This is a genomic window from Nocardia sp. XZ_19_385 (genome assembly GCF_015355755.1).
In the GTDB taxonomy this organism is placed as follows: Bacteria; Actinomycetota; Actinomycetes; order Mycobacteriales; family Mycobacteriaceae; genus Nocardia.
On record NZ_JACVEE010000004.1, the window covers coordinates 18,448 to 34,245 of the forward strand.

The window sequence follows — 15,798 nt, forward strand, 5'->3', positions numbered from 1 at the left end:
TCACCAGACCGGAAGCCGGCGCCGGTGTTCAACCACGTCGGTGATCAGGTCCTGGTAGCCGTCGGCCAGTTCGGCCAGCCGAGTCCATTGCAGGTGGGCGTCGGCGTCGTGATTGCGCGACGCCACCTGCGGTGGCGGTGCCGAGCCATGACCGTTCATTCCCAGAGCTTGTTGTGCCGCAATCCATTTCGCTGCCATGCGGTCGATTACCGCACCCAGGGTTTCGGTGTGCAGGGAGGCGCCGGTGCGGTGCGCGACGTTGGTCGCGACCCAGTCGTCGATGACGGCGATCAGCTCGCGGCGGTGCTCGTCGATGTCGTCCACCAGCTGGCTGCAGGCCGCGACCCGGCTGGGGGCGGCGTCGAGGGCGTGCGCGGCCTGCAGGGCACTCCTGCGCCGCTCGTGGCACTCCACCAGTTCGTGCGCGGCTGTGAGCACGCGGTGCTTGCGATGGCTGGGATCGGAGGGTTCGCGAAACGCGCGTAACAGCGCTGAGCGATGCGGCAACTCGTCGGTTCCGATGCGGGGGTCAGAACTCGTAGACTCGGCGTATTGCATGGTGCACGCCCTTGCGGTGGTTTTCGATTCGACTGTTTGGATGCGCCAGGGCCGAGGGGGATTTCGGGGAGGGGCACCCCTCGGCTCCGGCGCAGCCCCGGGCCTCGGTCGCCCCCCACACAGGTCCACCAGCACGGCAAAGAAACCGGGAAATCCGCGACGATGCGATGAGGAAGACGGCCCGAGAAAATCGGGACATATTCAGGAAAGCGCGATAGTCGGACCGGTGCAACCGTATAGCGTAAAAGACAACTAGTTGCCGGGAAATCGTTATGGGCCGTTACGGATCGGTCACGCGCCGTGGGCTTTGCGCGGGGGCGGGAAGCAGTGGCCGGGCGCCGTGTGAGAGCGAGAGCGCATGGGTGGCAACCACCTTGGGCGAGGCGGCTGTGCACCGTGAACAGATGCACTAACCTCCATGTTCGTGCCTGCCTATGTGTCCTCGCCCGAGCTGACATTCGGCTTCATGTTCGCGCTGGAAGACCCCGAGCGAATCGCGGAGGTCGTACGCAACCTCGTCGTCCGGAAAACGGTATCGGTCTTCCGGCTCGCGCGGTTGTCCGACGACAACGGGCCGCCCGAGCGCTACGTGGTGAACTGGGCGGCAATCCCGCAGATCTCGATAACTACCGAGTCGCCGCACCCGGAGGACTTGCGCGCGGAGCGGATCCTGCTCGTCAACGCGTTCCTCGGCGAAGGCGGCGAGGTCAGCCTGTACTCCTCGCATGGTCAAGCACCGAGCTCGTGATTTGAAACACCCACGCCTCTAAGTTCGCTATCAGGTTGCGGTCAGTGGTTTCACAGACCGCACCGGCATCGTCTCCGGTGTCGGGCACCCCACGAAGGTGGTCGGCGACTGATTCCAACAATGGAGGTTGTTTTATATGATTCCCGTGATCATCGATACCGGTTCCGCTGCCCTGAACGGCCTGTTCTCCACCGGCTCTGCCGCGCTGTCGGGCATCTTCAACACCCTGTTCACCGGCTCCTTCGGCGGCTGAGAACTTAGAAACAGCTTCGGCTGATTCCGAACCGCCCCGGATGCTTCGGCATCCGGGGCGGTTTGTCGTTTCCGGGCCTCAGCGGGTCTTCGTCGGCGTCGGCGCCTTGGTCGGGGTCCGGGTCGAGCTCGGGCGGGTGGCGCAGGCCACACCGTCCTCTTTGCCGTCGAGCCGGTCCAGGCTGACCGAATAACCCTTGTCGGTCTTGCGGATCGGCGGGTTACCCAGCCGCCAGGCCTCCTCACAGTCCCGATACGGCGTGCCGGTGGTCTGCGAGGTGCCGGGCGAGGAGCTGGAGTGCTTTTTCTTCTTCTTGCTCTTTCCGCAGCCGCTCATGGTCAGCACCAGCACGGCGATGAGTACGACGCCGACGGCCAGCACGGCCGGACGAGATTTGCGCATATCGAGATTCCCCCCAGGGCAACAAGTTTCGGCAAGATCGCCCAGCAGTATTGCCGGGATGTCTGGATGTCGCAAGCGATATACCGGGGAACGGACGTCCGGTACGGGAGAATCCAGGCATCTGCAACGGTTCTCCCGCTGTCTCGAACGCCCGGAAGGAGCGTCGATCATGACTGGGTTCGATTCAACAGGGCTAGGGCTCGAGAAACCGGGTCCCGCCGTCAACCCCGTACGAATTCGAGGAGATCTCGACCCCGCGGTATCGCGGTGGATGTGGCTGGTCAAGTGGATTCTGGCAATTCCGCACTACATCGTGCTGTTCTTCCTCAGCATCGGTTATGTGCTGGTCTGGATCATCGCGTTGCTGCTGATCCTGTTCACCGGTAAATATCCGCGCGATCTGTTCGACTTCACGGTCGGCGTGCTGCGCTGGAGTTGGCGGGTGGGCTTCTATGCCTGGTCGCCGCTGGGCACCGACAAATATCCGCCGTTCAGTCTGCGCAGCGACGAGAACTATCCGGCAGATCTGGAAGTCGACTATCCCGGGCAATTCAGCCGCGGGCTGGTGCTGGTGAAATGGTGGCTGCTGGCGATACCGCACTATTTGGTGGTCATGGCCTTCGCCGGCGGGGGATATATGGCCTTCTCCGACGATTACGGCATGTCCTGGATCGCGCTGGTGCCGATCCTGACATTGATCGCGGTGATCGCACTGCTGTTCACCGCGACCTATCCGGCGCGGCTGTTCGATTTCATCATGGGTCTGCAGCGCTGGTCGTTGCGTGTACAGGTGTACTCCTCGCTGCTGCGCGACGAGTACCCGCCGTTCCGGTTGGATCAGGGACCGCGGGAGCCCGGGTCGGTCGAGGTGATTCAGCGCGCGGACTCGTAGATCCGGCGGACGACGTCCTCGATCTCGGGTTCCTCGATGGAGAGATCGCGCACCTCCGCGCGATCGGAAACGGCCGCGAGAAGTTGTGCGGCCGTGGTGGTTCGAGCGTCGAAGGCGAGTCGCTGACGGATGCCGTCACCCTCGCTGGTGAGTAGTTCCGCGTGGCAGGGTAGGTCGACCAGGTCGGGTGTGGGCTCGGCCAGGTCGACCACCAGCACCCGCCGGGCGCCCACGGTGTGGCCGAGCCCGGTGAGCGAGCCGTCGTAGACCAGGCGCCCGTGATCGACGACGAGCACGCGGTCGCACAGCCGCTCGATATCGCCCATGTCGTGGGTGGTGAGCAGCAGTGTGGTGCCGCGGTCGACGCGTTCGGCGCGCAGGAATTCGCGTAACCGCTGCTTGGACAGCACATCCAGGCCGATGGTGGGTTCGTCGAGGATCACCAGCTCGGGGCAATGGAGTAGGGCCGCAGCGACTTCCGCGCGCATCCGCTGGCCCAGCGAGAGCTGGCGCACCGGAGTGTCCAGGGTTTCGGCCATTTCCAGCTGTTCGACCAGTTCATAGGTGCGTTTGCGGGTCATGTCGGGCTCCAGGCGATGGATGGCGGCCAGGATCGAGAACGATTCGCGCAGCGGCAGATCCCACCACAGCTGCGAACGCTGCCCGAACACCACACCGATGCGCGCGGCCAGCTCCCGGCGCTGCCGGACCGGTTCCAGCCCGCAGGTGCGCACGTTGCCCGCGGTGGGCACCAGAATGCCGGTGAGCATCTTGATGGTGGTCGATTTGCCCGCGCCGTTGGCACCGATGTACCCGACCGCGGCGCCTCGTTCGATGCGGAAGGTCATCTGGTCGACCGCGGTGATGGTGTCGCGCTGTCTGCGCCAACGTCGGCCGTTCTTGCGGTACAGCGTGAACTGCCTTGTGAGGTTCTCGATTTCGATGATCGCATCCGATAAGCCGCTGTCTGCCACGCTTATCCGCCACCTCCTTGGTAGTGCCTGGTTCCGAGCCGCCACAGCCAGAACGCGACTCCCCACACCCACAGTGCGGCCAGGGGTGCCAGCCATGCCAGCCAGGCAGGCAAGATGTCCGGTCCAGGTAGCTGGAGTAGTGCGATGGTGGGCAGGTAGGCCGTGAACGCGACCGGGATGGCAAAGCCGAACAGCAGTTTCAGCGGGGTGGGGAAGACGGAGGCGGGCTGCATGGCGGCGAAGGATCCCCCGTAGGTGAAGCTGTTGGTCAGTTCGGCACCGTCGATCAGGAAGAACTGCAGCCCGGCCGCGCAGACGAAAATGCCCGCGAAGAGCAGGACGCCGGTTATCAGAGTAGTGGCAAGGAGGACGAAAGTAGCCGGGCTCCAGTCGATATCGTTGCGTAGCAATCCGATTCCCAGAATCACCATGGCGACCGAGGCGCGGGCGAAGCGGCGGATCGAGATATCGCCGGTGATGAGTTGCAACAGCAGCGGTTGCGGTCGCAGGTGGTAGGAGTCCAGCGTGCCCTGCCGGATCAAGGTGGGCAGCTGGTCCAGGTGGCCGACCAATACCTGTGCCAGCGCGAAACCGGTGTTGCTCAAACCGAACAGCAGCAGCGCGGCGTCCATGTCCAGGCCGCCGAGTACGCGCACCTGATGGAAGATGACCCACACTTCGGCGAACTCGACGATGCCGATCAGGAACGCGCTGAAGACTTCGCTGACGAAAGACAGCCGGTAGACGCGCTGCGCGCGGATTCGGGACCGCAGCACCGCGGAGTAGGGGGTGAGCCAGCTGCCGTAGGGCTCGTTGTCGACCCGTAGTTCAACCACCCTGCACCTCCAGCCTGCGGCGGCCCGCCGCGAGCAGGATGCGCCCGGCCGCGCCGACCACCAGGACCCAGAACACCTGGATGCCGACGAGGGTCACCGGCTCCATACCGGTCGCGCGTCCGGACAGGATGTCGATGGGGGCCTGCAGAATCGACGGGAAGGGGGTGGCGTGGGCGACGGTGCGCAACCAGTCGGGGAACATGTGCACCGGGACGAACAGCCCTGCCAGGAAGGTGCCGCAGATCTGATACAGCACCCGCAGGCCCCGGGTTTCGATCACCCAGAAACCGATCAGCCCGACGGCGAACAGGCACAGGAACGACAGGGTGACGGCGCACAGCAGGCTCAGCATGCCCCAGAGGTAGGGGCCGGGTGTGGTGGGCATGGCCGCGCCGAAGGTGAGCACACCGAAGACGACGCTCGGGATGCCACGCGGCAGCATGGTGCATGCGGCGCGGCCGAGATCGGTTGCGAGGTAGCCGAGTTGGATGTCTACCGGGCGCAGGAAGTCGATGGCGATGTCGCCGTTCTTGACTCGGTCGACCAATTCCAGTGGCGGGCCCATGAACTGCATGGCGCCGAGCAGTCCCTGGGATAACCAAACGTACGCGCCGATGGTGCCTTCGTCGTATCCGCCGAACTCGCTGCCGGCCCGGACCGCCGCCACCATCACGGCCGCCCGGACCATGCCGAAGACGCAATTGGTGAAAAGCCCAGCGAACATCGCCAGCTTGTATTGGGCCTGCCTGCGGAATCCGGCGACGGCGAGTTGGTGGTAGACCCGTTGGGCTCGCCACACTTTCGCTGCCGCAGCCAAGATTTCTGCCCCCTCCGCACTGCAGCGCACAAGGAGTCAACTGTAGTGCCGTCGTGTGGACACGCGGAAGGGTTCCGCGCGGTTTTGGGAAAAGCGAGACAGACCTGTCGCCTCGGTGTTAGAAACACAGGCACTTCAGATTCGTTCTGACGCTCGTGGAAGGACCGCCGATGACTGCTTGTAGATCGGCCCAGGGGACCGTTTTCGAAACCCTCGAATCGAATGTTCGCGGTTACTGCAGGTCCTGGCCCACCGTGTTCGACACCGCGAGCGGCGCTTGGCTGCGCGACGAGCAGGGCAAGGACTATCTCGACTTCTTCGCGGGTGCGGGCTCGCTGAACTACGGGCACAACAATCCGGTGCTGAAACGCGCGCTGCTGGACTACATTGCGGGCGACGGGATCACCCATGGGCTGGATATGTCCACGGTGGCCAAGCGGAAACTGCTGGAAACCCTGCGTGACACTCTCTTCGAACCGCGCGAACTGGATTACAAGGTGCAGTTTCCCGGGCCCACCGGAGCCAATGCGGTGGAGGCCGCATTGAAATTGGCACGGAAGGTCACCGGACGGCAGCCGATTCTGAACTTCACCAATGCTTTCCACGGCATGTCGCTCGGCGCGTTGGCAGTGACGGGCAGTGCCGCGAAACGGGCGGGGGCCGGAGTGCCGCTGCTGCACGTCGCGCCGATGCCCTACGACGGATATCTCGGGGGAGAGGACGAACTGCGCTGGATGCGGCGCGCCCTCGACGATTCGTCCTCGGGGCTGGACAAACCCGCCGCCGTCATCGTGGAAACCGTGCAGGGCGAGGGTGGGGTGAACGTGGCCCGCGCCGCCTGGCTGCGGGAACTGGCCGAATTGTGCTCGGCGCGCGGCATTCTGCTCATCGTCGACGACATCCAGATGGGCTGCGGGCGCACCGGCGGCTTCTTCTCCTTCGAGTTCGCGGGGATCACCCCGGACATCGTGACGCTGTCGAAGTCGATCGGCGGCTACGGATTGCCCATGGCGCTGGTGCTTTTCCGGCCCGAGCTGGACCAGTGGGCGCCCGGCGAGCACAACGGCACCTTCCGGGGTAACAACGCGGCATTCGTCACGGCACGGGTGGCGCTGGAGCGTTATTGGGCCGATGGTGTGCTGGAGGCGTCGACGCTGGCCAAGGGGGCGCGGGTGGGCGGCGCACTGGCGGAGATGGCCGCCGCGCACCCGGGTCTGTCGGTCCGGGGCCGGGGCCTGGTGCAGGGCTTGGTCTTCGACGACGCGTCGCAGGCCGCGAAGGCCTGCCGCCTCGCCTTCGAGCGAGGCCTGCTGGTGGAAACCTCCGGTTCCGAGGACGAGGTGATCAAACTCCTGCCGCCACTGACCATCACCGACGACGAACTCGAACACGGCCTGGCTGTGCTTGCGGGGGCGGTCGCAGCGATCCGCGGGGGCTGAGCAGCAGATACCGTCGCTGGCGTGACCGCGTGATCCCAGGCAGTCTCGGCGATCTGATGGGGCTGATCGAGTGGCTGACCCAACACCGGCGGCAGGGTGACGGCGCGTTTTCAGGCGGTGTCGGCGATCTGGTGGGGCTGATCGAGTGCCCATACCTGTATATCGCTGCGGGGGTCAGGAATTCGGTCACGGCTCAGCAATCGATTCGATCGCGTCATTCAAACGGTCGGTGTGCTGACAGGTAACGGTGCGAATGCGAAACGGGACGCCCGGCCTGGAGGTCCGGACGTCCCGTTCAGGGGGGATTACAGCTGCGGGGGCTCGATGCCGAGCGTGCGCAGCTGCTCGCAGTAGAGCTCGGCGTTGGCCAGCTTGATGTCCTCGTAACCGCGGACCATGTCGGTCAGGCCGGCAGCTTGGACCGCGCGGTCGTAGTTCTCCGTGGTCAGGTCGGCGGCCAGGGTGCACACCATGTCGGTGTAGTGCGCGAGCAGGACGCGCTCCACCTTGCGGACGTGGGCGTAACCGAAGAGATCGAACTTCGTGCCGCGCAGGCGCTTTCCCTTGGCCAGCAAGCGCAGGGCGACGTGGCTGTTGGGGCCCATGCCGATCTTCTTCTTGCGGCCCAGGGCGCGCAGCACCGGCGGATGCAGTTTGTAGGTGAGGTTCGCGCCGTCCGGGAGCTGGGCGGTGACCTCGTCCAGGAATTCCGGGTCGGTCAGGCGGCGGGCCACCTCGTACTCGTCCTTGTAGGCGGTGAACTTGTACAGGCCGCGCGCCACCTGCTCGCTGAATTCGGTGCGGCTGGTGAGCTGCTGTTCGGCGGCCCAGATGCGCTGCACCGTACCGACATACTCCCGGGCCACCTTGATGCCCTGGAAGCCGATCAGCTCCGCCGCCCGCAACTCGACCAGGCGGCGGGTTTCGCCGGTGGCGGTCAAGCCGTCGAACAGGATTGGCGGGACGGTGATCTCGGCCTTCTCGCGCTGCTTGCGGGTGGTCGCCGCGGCGAAGAGGTCCGGCTTGGCGATGGCGGTGCGGCCCCAGCGGAAGGCGGCGATGTTCGCGGCGACCGCGACACCGTTGATGCTGATGGCCTCCTCGATGGCGGCGGCCGGAATCCGCAGTCCGCCGTTCTGGCAGGCCGCGCCGACCAGCAGGAAGTTGGCGGCGGCGGTGTTGCCGAACAGGACCTCGGCGGCAGTGAGTGCGTCGAACGACTGCACCGCGCGCGAAGCCCGTTCCAGCCGGGACAGCAACGTGGCGGTTTCCGGGTAGGTCACCGACTTGTCGTAAACCATGTCGCCGGTGGGGGTTTGGCTGGTCGAAGCGACCGAAAGGGTGGTCTGCGCCGAACCGTAGGCGAGGTTCTTGTTGTCGGTGGCGGCGAGCAGGTCGAAGGCGATGATGCAGTCGGCCGAGCCCGGGGTGAGCCGATTGGCGGGCTCCAGTTCGCCTGCCACGAAGCGCAAGTGCGACACAACCGGGCCGGCCTTCTGGCTCAGGCCGATCTGATCCAGGCTCGCCACGTCGTAGCCGGCGCGCAGGGCGGCGGTGGCCAGGACCTGGTTGACGGTCACGATGCCGGTGCCGCCGATGCCGGCCAGGAAGACGTTCTGCGTGGTGATCGGCGCGGTGTGCGCGATAGCGGGGAGCGCGGGCGGCTCGGGGTGCTGAGTCTTCTTGCGCTTCTTGGTCTTCGCATCCGCCGGATCGGGCAGCTCCACGGTGACGAACGACGGGCAGTCGCCGTCCATGCAGGTGTAGTCGGTGTTGCAGGAGGTCTGATCGATGCGGGTCTTGCGGCCGAACTCGGTGTCGACCGGCTGCACGGACAGGCAGTTGCTCTTGGTGCCACAGTCGCCGCAGCCCTCGCAGACCGCTTCGTTGATGACGACGCGGGTGCGGCGGGTCGGCAGGGTGCCGCGCTTGCGCTGGCGGCGCGCGTCGGCGGCACAGTGCTGGTCGTAGATGAGGACGGTGACGCCGGGGACTTCGCGCAGCACGCGCTGGGCCTCGTCCAGGCGGTCGCGGTGCCACAGCTTGGTGCCGGGCGCGAGATCGCGCTTGCGGTACTTCGAGGGCTCGTCGGCGCAGACGATGATCTGCTTGACGCCCTCGATCATGAGCTTGTGCGTCAGCTTCGGTACCGCCAGTGCGCCTTCGGCGTCCTGTGCGCCGGTCATCGCGACGACGTCGTTGTAGAGCAGCTTGTAGGTGATGTTCACCCCGGCCGCGACGCAGGCCTGCACGGCCAGTTGGCCGGAGTGGAAATAGGTTCCGTCGCCGACGTTCTGGAACAGGTGCGGTACCTGGGTGAACGGGGCCTGGCCGATCCACTGCGCGCCCTCGCCGCCCATCTGGGTCAGGCCGAGCACCTTGGAGTCCTCGCGGCCGGACATGGTGACCATGGTGTGGCAGCCGATACCGCCGCCGGCGAGCGAACCCTCCGGGACCGCGGTGGAACGGTTGTGCGGGCAGCCGCTGCAGAAGTAGGCGGCGCGCTTGGCGGGCAGCACCGACAGCGAAAGCGGCTGCGGCAGTGGACGCTTCTTGGTGAGGCCGAGCATGTCGGGGTGCGCGTTGAGGGCGCGGCGCAGCGGCGCGATGATGCGGCCGGTGGTGAGCTCGCCGTCCTGCGCGAACAGCGGCTTGCCGTCCAGGTCGCGCTTGCCGATGATGCGCGGGGCATCGGTGGCGCCGTACAGGATTTCGCGGATCTGGGTCTCGATGAACGCGGTCTTGTCCTCGACGACGATGAGATGGTCCAGGCCGTCGGCGAATTCGCGGACCCGCGGGCCGGCGATCGGGAACGGCATGCCGATGCGGAGGAGCCGGACGCCGGCGCGCATCAGGTCGGCGTCCTCGACGCCGAGATCGAGCAGGGCCTGCCGGACCGCATCGAAAGTGGTTCCGGTGGCGGCGATTCCGACGGTGGCGTGCGGCGGGTTCACCTCGATCACGTCGAGGTTGTTGGCGGTGCTGTAGGACTGCACCAGCTCCCAGCGCGGGCCGTAGAGGTCGGCCTCGGCGATGACGCTGTCGGTGGGTGCGGCCATCGGGCGCTGCTTGTAGGCGAACGGCCGGCCTTCCCAGAGGATTTCGGGGACGGTGATGTCGATGTCGCCGACCGAGCCGTCGACCGTCCAGGCACCGTCGGCGACATCGGCGACGATCTTCAGCGCCACGACGCAGCCGCTGGCCCGCGACAGCGCGACACCGTGCAAGCCCATGGTGATGATCTCGCGGGCGTTGCGCGGGAACAACACCGGAATGTTCATCGCCGCCAGCGAACGCTCGCTCACCGCGGGCACGGTGGAGGACTTGGAGGCCGGATCGTCGCCGACCAGCAGCAGCATGCCGCCGCGCGCACTCGCGCCGTACATATTGGCGTGCCGCAGCGCGTCGGTGGCGCGGTCCAGGCCCGGGCCCTTGCCGTACCAGACGCCGACCACGCCGTCGTGGGTCGCGGCGCCCTCGGGCAGCTCGCCCTGGCTGCCCCACACCGAGGTGGCGGCGAGCTCTTCGTTGAGGCCGGGGATGAAAGTGATGTCGTGCTCGGACAGCACTCCCGGCATGCCGGCCAGCATCTTGTCGACGCCGCCGAGCGGACTGCCCTGATAGCCCGACACGAACGTGCCGATGCGGCGTCCCGCACGCAGGTCACGCACGTGCTGCTCGACCAGTTGGCGGGCAATCGCCTGCACACCGGTGAGGACAACGGTTCCAGCGCCGACCCGGTAGCGGTCGGCGAGGTCGTAGGGGGCTGGGATCAGTTCGCGGTCAGCGAGCTCGGTCATCAGTCTCCACCCATCCGCTCAGCGCCGATCGGGCGCTTCGCATAGTTGAGCACTTGTTGGCCACAGTCTGTAGTTGTGGCGCGGAATGAACAAGAGACGCGTCATAAATTGAGCAATGTGCGCAATGTAGCTGGTACGCGCTGAGCATGGGCTGCGCAGGGTGCGTGGTAAATGTGATCGCCACCACGTGACGGGGGTAACCGGCGCACGCGTCGATTGGCTCACACCATAAGGGGTGCGGGGCCGCCGGATCCGGTCGCCATGCGGTCGCGTCGCATCCGTACCCTGAAGCACATGCGGGACCATTCGACACCGGGCCTGCCCGAAGCGGATCTGGCGGCGCTGATCGACCTGATCTCCGGGCGCCGCGTCGCGGTGCTGACCGGCGCCGGCCTGTCCACCGACAGCGGCATCCCCGACTACCGCGGGCCGTCCGCACCGCCCCGCAACCCCATGACCTTTCAGCAGTTCGTCGGCGATCCTGTCTTCCGGCAGCGCTATTGGGCTCGCAACCACATCGGCTGGCGCCGCATGGACGCCGCCCGCCCCAATCTCGGCCACCGCGCGCTGGCCCGCCTGGAACGACTCGGCACAGTCACCGGCCTGATCACCCAGAACGTCGACCTGCTGCACACCAAGGCCGGCCATCGCCGCGTCCTCGACCTGCACGGCACCTACGCCCGCGTCCGCTGCCTCGCCTGCGAAGCGCTCATCTCCCGCATGACTCTCGCCGACCGTCTCGAACTCGCGAATCCCGGCTTCGTCACCGCCGCCACCGCGACCGGGGTTGAGGTGGCCCCCGACGCCGACGCGGTGATCGAGGACACCGAGTCCTTCCGCATGGTCGACTGTGAACGTTGTGGCGGCATGCTCAAACCCGACATCGTCTACTTCGGCGAGAACGTGCCCCGCGAACGAGTCGCCGCCGCATACGAACTGGTCGACCAGGCCGACGCGCTACTGGTCGCCGGGTCATCCCTGACGGTCATGTCCGGCCTGCGTTTCGTCCGGCACGCGGCCAAGCTCGGCCACCCGGTGATCATCCTGAATCGCGGCCGCACCCGCGGCGACGATCTGGCGACCCTGCGGATCGAGGCAGGCTGCTCCAGCACCCTCTCGGCGCTCGCGGAGACCGGCCTGCTCGCGCACGCGACCTAACGATCAGTTGTTGGTGGTGATCCCGGTCGCGATCTTCACCACGACCTTGTCGGCAGTGACTTCCTGCACAGTCACATTGAAGCCATCGGTGGGCTGCGTATCGCCCACCGGCACATCGACCTGCTGCCCACCGACCTTGAGCGTCACCGTATTCCCGTTCACCGCAACAAGCTCCGCATCGATCCCGAGAACCGACGCCTTCGCGTTCACCCCCCGATCGAAGGTAACGGTGCACCCACTGATCTGGCACTCGGTCTTGCTCCCCGCCCCCTCGGACGAGCAGGCAGTGGCCCCCAGCGGAGCCAGCAACGCAAACAGGGACAGGGCGATCAGCCGTCGAACTTTCACGCCGCCCAGTCTAGGTGCCGAATCCCCGAACCGGACGAACCAGACGCCCCGAATCCGGTCAGCCCCGACTATCCGGATGCAACACCTGCTCGGCGACCTCCCGCACCCGACCCACAGTGATACCGCTCTGCTGTTGGACAGCGAGAGGATGGTCAGTGGGCTCCATCTCCACAATGGACGAACACCGCCAGCACGCGTGTGTAGCCGGATCTTCAGGTTGATCGTAGAGAGCGAGTAGGCGGCCAACTCGGGGGACAACCAACCGAAGTACGGTTCGCACCCGGGTTGATACCAGCGATCGCCAGCTTGACGAAAGCTCGCCCGACTCAACGAGACACACGCCATTACAGAATCCTGGCTCAGGGAAATGGGCACCACTCGGGGATACGGGCGGGGTACGGGTGGGTTCGGCCCGAAGACACGGCGATCTCGCGACGCAGCACCGCGGGCTCAGCTGGCACTAGGTCGTACAAGCCGCACCGACGTTGCTCGCGGTCTCGTTCCCGATGGTCGCGGATGCGCGCGAGTGTCTCCTTGAGCAGGTCACTAGCGTGTGGCGGTAATCCAGCGCGACCCAGGATTGGCGAATTCTGCCCGAGGGGAGTGGCTCTGAGACGCCGCCGGAGTTGGGCGGTTCGGCGGCGGGCGCGGTTATCTTGCGGTCCGGTTGGGTGTCGGCGCGGATCGGGCGGCGGGTGTGTCTGGCATTAGGTCGTGACGCCAGCGCCGATGTTGTCAACGGTCTTGTTCTGCCGCGGGTGCGTGCGAGGCTTCGACAAGCAGTCCCGCTGTTTGCGGGCGGTGATCCAGCGCGAGCCGGGATTGCCAAATCCTGGCCGAGGGGAACGGTTTCCCCGTGCGAAATGCGGCTGGAGTGTGGGTTCCGCCCGTGGACGCGGCTGTCCCGCCGATGCCGGTCGGACGGCACCGCAGGTTCAGGCGGCGGGTGTGTCTGGCGTTAAGTCGTGGAGCCAGCGCCGATGTTGTCGGCGGGCATTCAGCGCGCGTCGGGTTGCCGAATTCTGCCTGAGGGCAACGGTTTCAACCCGCGGAATGCGGCTGGAGTATGGTTCCGCCCGCGGACGCGGCTGTCCCGGCGATGCCGGTCGGTCGGCACCGCGGGTTCAGGTGGCAGGTGTGCCGGCGTTAGGTCATGGAGCCCGCGGCGACCTTGGGCGCGGTCTTGTTCCCGCTGGTAGTGGATGCGCGCGAGTGTCTCGGCGAGCAGGTCACTGGCGTGGGGCGGTGATCCAGCACAACCCAGGATTGCCGAATCTTGGCTGAGGGGAATGGTTTTCCGGTGCAGAATGCGGCTGGAGTATGGGGTTCGGTCTGTGGACGCGGTTATCCCGCGGTGCGGGATCGGGCGGGCACCGTGGCGCGGGCGGCGGGTGGTTTGAGAGGCCGCTGGAGGTGGGTGGTCGGGCGGGCGGACGCGGGTGTACCGCGGTGCCGGTTGGGCGGCGCTGGTTCGGGCGGCGGGTCTGTCTGGCGTTCGGTCGTGGGGCCAGAGTTGTCGATGTTGTTGGCGGTCTTGTTCTGTCAGGGATGTATGCGAGGTTCGACGAGAAGTTCGCCTGTTTGTGGCGGTCGTTCAGCGCGAGTGGGGATTCGAGTCCTGGCTGAGGGAACGATTTCCCGGGCTGGGTGCGGCTGGGGAATGGATTCGTTCGGCCGGTGGACGCGCGGGTTTCCCGTGGTGCCGGTCAGGGGCGGCACCACGGGCTTCAGGCAGCGGGTTTGTCTGGCGCTAGGCCAGGGAGCCAGCGTCGACGTTGCTCGCGGTCTCGTTCCCGGCGGTCGTGGATGCGTGCGAGGGTTTCGGCGAGCAGTTCGCTGGCGTGATGGCGGTGATTGACCTGTGGCGTTCGGGTGGGATCGATGTGGAATGGTGCGATCCACCCGGTCCGACCCGGATAGTCCGAATCATCACCGAGGACAACAGTTTTCCAGCCGCCGGGCCCGTCGTGAACCAGGGCGTGGCAGCGGTCGCAGGCCAAGGTTTCGTTGCCGATATCAGTGTTGCCGTGTTTGTTCCAGTCGGTGACATGATGGACCGCGCACACACTCGCCGGTGCGTCGCAGCCCGGGCGGGTGCAACCACGCAGAGCCGCGATCAACGCCAGCCGTTGCCCGGCCGAGGCGAGGCGTTTCGTGCGACCCAAATGCAGTGGCACCCCGGCGTGGTCGAACACCATCAGCCACGGCACAGCGTGTTCAGCGAGCTTCAACGCCTCGGCGATCGGGACGGTGCCCCCGGTCGCGGTGGTCGCGACCCCGGCAGCGTTTTCGATGTCCTCGACACTGATCGACAGGATCGCTGAAACCGGCAGTCCCCGATGGGTTCCCAGGTTTGCGGGGTCGGTGCCCGGCGACAACAGGGCGAGAAGGGCATCGTGGGTGCGTTGGGCGGCACTGCGGGTATCGCGTGCGGCGGCGGCATCCAACACCTCCCGATCGACATGCTCGGTGCTGCCGGAAGGGCTGTCGGGGTCGTCGGGATTGTTCATGCCCGGGCGTCCGAGTTTCGCGACGACAGGGTCGAGCAGGGCACGCAGGGTGGGGGTGATGTCGCCACTGATCGGTGACATCCCATCCGCGCGTTGCCGACCGATCCGCAGGGCGCGTTGACGTTGGCGGTCGGTGTCGTTGGTGAGGCTGCCATCGGGGTCGAGGCGTGCCAGGATGTCTCGGCCGATATTGGTGAGGTCTTCGGGCATCACGGCACGGGCGGCGGTGGCCAGGATGTGTTCGGCGGCTTCGAAATCAGCGTTCGCGGTCGAGCCGGGGACACGTTTCAACACTTTCGCGATCTCACGCGCGTGGTCGGTGGAGATCTCGCCTTCGGCTTGGGCGGCTGCGGTCGCGGGGTGGCGGGGCTCGACATCCTCGCCCGGGATGTCATGCCACACACCCAAAGCCGCAGCGGCCGCGATGCGGGCGGCGGCGTCGGCATGGGAGATCCGCAGGGTTTGGATCAATAGCTTCTTCGTGGTGCCAGCACCGGTGCGGGCGGGCAGTCCGCCTTCGGTGGCGCGCACGATCAGTTTGTGGGCGAAGGAATCCAACACCCGCCGGGCGCGTTCGAGCTCGCGTATCGCTTCGAGCACAGCCTCATCCGAGAGCAGTGTCACCGTGGTGTCGCCGAGGTCGGTGGCAGCGGTCAGGAGCGGGTCGGTGACCCGCTGTGCTGATGCCGCTGGGCTGGTCGAACGCATGTGTGAATTCTATCGCCGTTCAAAGCCGATGGCTATCGATAATCGGGTCTGAATTCGATCTCTTCACACTGGACGAACGTATGAAAGTGTCTGTTACGCAGCAGGTTACGGGAGACAGTCTTTCCGGTTTGTCTTCACAGCGGCCCCGGCTGCCGTACACCCACACCGATTCTCTTTTCTGTCTTTCTGGAATGTTCTGGACCGGACCACAGCCGGGTAACCGAGGACCGAACCGAGCCTCCGCACCAAAGGTGAGGGGTAAGTCCGGTAGGGCTGCCAACGCGCCCCGCATGATTGGGCAAGATCTCTGGACCACAACACCACTACTGGACGACCCTGGCCGGGAGGTTTGTCC

12 protein-coding genes and 1 pseudogene are annotated in these 15,798 nt (G+C 66.1%); 4 read left to right on the plus strand and 9 right to left on the minus strand.

Going from position 1 to position 15,798, the window contains the following annotated elements; genetic code table 11:
• Positions 1 to 558: a DUF4254 domain-containing protein gene (locus IBX22_RS29020; RefSeq protein WP_194818964.1), complete on the minus strand. Its 558-nt coding sequence runs from the start codon at positions 556 to 558 to the stop codon at positions 1 to 3.
• Positions 559 to 976: 418 nt separating this feature from the next.
• On the opposite strand from IBX22_RS29020, the gene IBX22_RS29025 reads away from it, so the two are divergent.
• Positions 977 to 1,306 carry a hypothetical protein gene (locus IBX22_RS29025; RefSeq protein WP_228539734.1) on the plus strand — a complete coding sequence of 110 codons (330 nt, stop codon included), beginning with the start codon at positions 977 to 979 and terminating at the stop codon, positions 1,304 to 1,306.
• Between the two features lie 331 nt (positions 1,307 to 1,637).
• Here IBX22_RS29025 and IBX22_RS29030 read toward each other — a convergent pair whose 3' ends face one another.
• Entirely contained in the window at positions 1,638 to 1,961 is a 324-nt protein-coding gene (locus IBX22_RS29030) for an excalibur calcium-binding domain-containing protein (protein WP_194818965.1), read from the minus strand.
• A 169-nt stretch (positions 1,962 to 2,130) separates the two neighbouring features.
• Between IBX22_RS29030 and IBX22_RS29035 the strand changes: the two genes are divergently transcribed.
• Positions 2,131 to 2,853 carry a DUF4389 domain-containing protein gene (locus tag IBX22_RS29035; protein WP_194818966.1) on the plus strand — a complete coding sequence of 241 codons (723 nt, stop codon included), beginning with the start codon at positions 2,131 to 2,133 and terminating at the stop codon, positions 2,851 to 2,853.
• Here the strand turns inward: IBX22_RS29035 and IBX22_RS29040 are convergent.
• The 3 genes from IBX22_RS29040 to IBX22_RS29050 are packed head-to-tail and all read right to left on the minus strand — an operon-like array spanning position 2,835 to position 5,480.
• Positions 2,835 to 3,827 (minus strand): ATP-binding cassette domain-containing protein, encoded by a 993-nt coding sequence (locus IBX22_RS29040; RefSeq protein WP_309234831.1) that lies wholly within the window; start codon positions 3,825 to 3,827, stop codon positions 2,835 to 2,837. The genes IBX22_RS29035 and IBX22_RS29040 overlap by 19 nt on opposite strands.
• A gap of 2 nt (positions 3,828 to 3,829) precedes the next feature.
• On the minus strand, positions 3,830 to 4,663 hold the full coding sequence (locus IBX22_RS29045) for an ABC transporter permease (RefSeq protein ID WP_194818968.1): 834 nt from the start codon (positions 4,661 to 4,663) through the stop codon (positions 3,830 to 3,832).
• A complete protein-coding gene (locus IBX22_RS29050) occupies positions 4,656 to 5,480 on the minus strand; it encodes an ABC-2 family transporter protein (protein ID WP_228539735.1) in 825 nt (274 codons plus the stop codon). The genes IBX22_RS29045 and IBX22_RS29050 overlap by 8 nt, the downstream gene beginning before the upstream one ends.
• A 170-nt stretch (positions 5,481 to 5,650) precedes the next feature.
• On the opposite strand from IBX22_RS29050, the gene ectB reads away from it, so the two are divergent.
• Positions 5,651 to 6,919 carry a diaminobutyrate--2-oxoglutarate transaminase gene (ectB, locus tag IBX22_RS29055; protein WP_194818969.1) on the plus strand — a complete coding sequence of 423 codons (1,269 nt, stop codon included), beginning with the start codon at positions 5,651 to 5,653 and terminating at the stop codon, positions 6,917 to 6,919.
• A gap of 305 nt (positions 6,920 to 7,224) precedes the next feature.
• Here ectB and IBX22_RS29060 read toward each other — a convergent pair whose 3' ends face one another.
• Positions 7,225 to 10,719 (minus strand): indolepyruvate ferredoxin oxidoreductase family protein, encoded by a 3,495-nt coding sequence (locus IBX22_RS29060; RefSeq protein WP_194818970.1) that lies wholly within the window; start codon positions 10,717 to 10,719, stop codon positions 7,225 to 7,227.
• Between the two features lie 294 nt (positions 10,720 to 11,013).
• Between IBX22_RS29060 and IBX22_RS29065 the strand changes: the two genes are divergently transcribed.
• Complete coding sequence (locus tag IBX22_RS29065; protein ID WP_194818971.1) at positions 11,014 to 11,877, plus strand: NAD-dependent protein deacetylase; 864 nt, start codon at positions 11,014 to 11,016, stop codon at positions 11,875 to 11,877.
• A 3-nt stretch (positions 11,878 to 11,880) separates the two neighbouring features.
• Here the strand turns inward: IBX22_RS29065 and IBX22_RS29070 are convergent, their stop codons facing one another.
• The 3 genes and pseudogenes from IBX22_RS29070 to IBX22_RS29080 form a co-directional block, all read right to left on the minus strand.
• Positions 11,881 to 12,225 (minus strand): hypothetical protein, encoded by a 345-nt coding sequence (locus IBX22_RS29070; protein ID WP_194818972.1) that lies wholly within the window; start codon positions 12,223 to 12,225, stop codon positions 11,881 to 11,883.
• A gap of 180 nt (positions 12,226 to 12,405) precedes the next feature.
• A pseudogene (locus IBX22_RS38590) lies at positions 12,406 to 12,570 on the minus strand (DUF2199 domain-containing protein); the annotation flags it as partial.
• A 1,382-nt stretch (positions 12,571 to 13,952) separates the two neighbouring features.
• Positions 13,953 to 15,443, minus strand: a complete 1,491-nt coding sequence (locus IBX22_RS29080) for an HNH endonuclease signature motif containing protein (protein WP_194818973.1) — start codon at positions 15,441 to 15,443, stop codon at positions 13,953 to 13,955.
• Between the last annotated feature and the right edge of the window lie 355 nt (positions 15,444 to 15,798).

Bases quoted from the DNA above. Each gene is read 5' to 3' on its own strand.
- IBX22_RS29020 (WP_194818964.1), bottom strand. From the start codon at position 558: ATGCAATACGCCGAGTCTACGAGTTCTGACCCCCGCATCGGAACCGAC.
- IBX22_RS29025 (WP_228539734.1), top strand. From the start codon at position 977: ATGTTCGTGCCTGCCTATGTGTCCTCGCCCGAGCTGACATTCGGCTTC.
- IBX22_RS29030 (WP_194818965.1), bottom strand. From the start codon at position 1,961: ATGCGCAAATCTCGTCCGGCCGTGCTGGCCGTCGGCGTCGTACTCATC.
- IBX22_RS29035 (WP_194818966.1), top strand. From the start codon at position 2,131: ATGACTGGGTTCGATTCAACAGGGCTAGGGCTCGAGAAACCGGGTCCC.
- ectB (WP_194818969.1), top strand. From the start codon at position 5,651: ATGACTGCTTGTAGATCGGCCCAGGGGACCGTTTTCGAAACCCTCGAA.
- IBX22_RS29060 (WP_194818970.1), bottom strand. From the start codon at position 10,719: ATGACCGAGCTCGCTGACCGCGAACTGATCCCAGCCCCCTACGACCTC.
- IBX22_RS29065 (WP_194818971.1), top strand. From the start codon at position 11,014: ATGCGGGACCATTCGACACCGGGCCTGCCCGAAGCGGATCTGGCGGCG.
- IBX22_RS29080 (WP_194818973.1), bottom strand. From the start codon at position 15,443: ATGCGTTCGACCAGCCCAGCGGCATCAGCACAGCGGGTCACCGACCCG.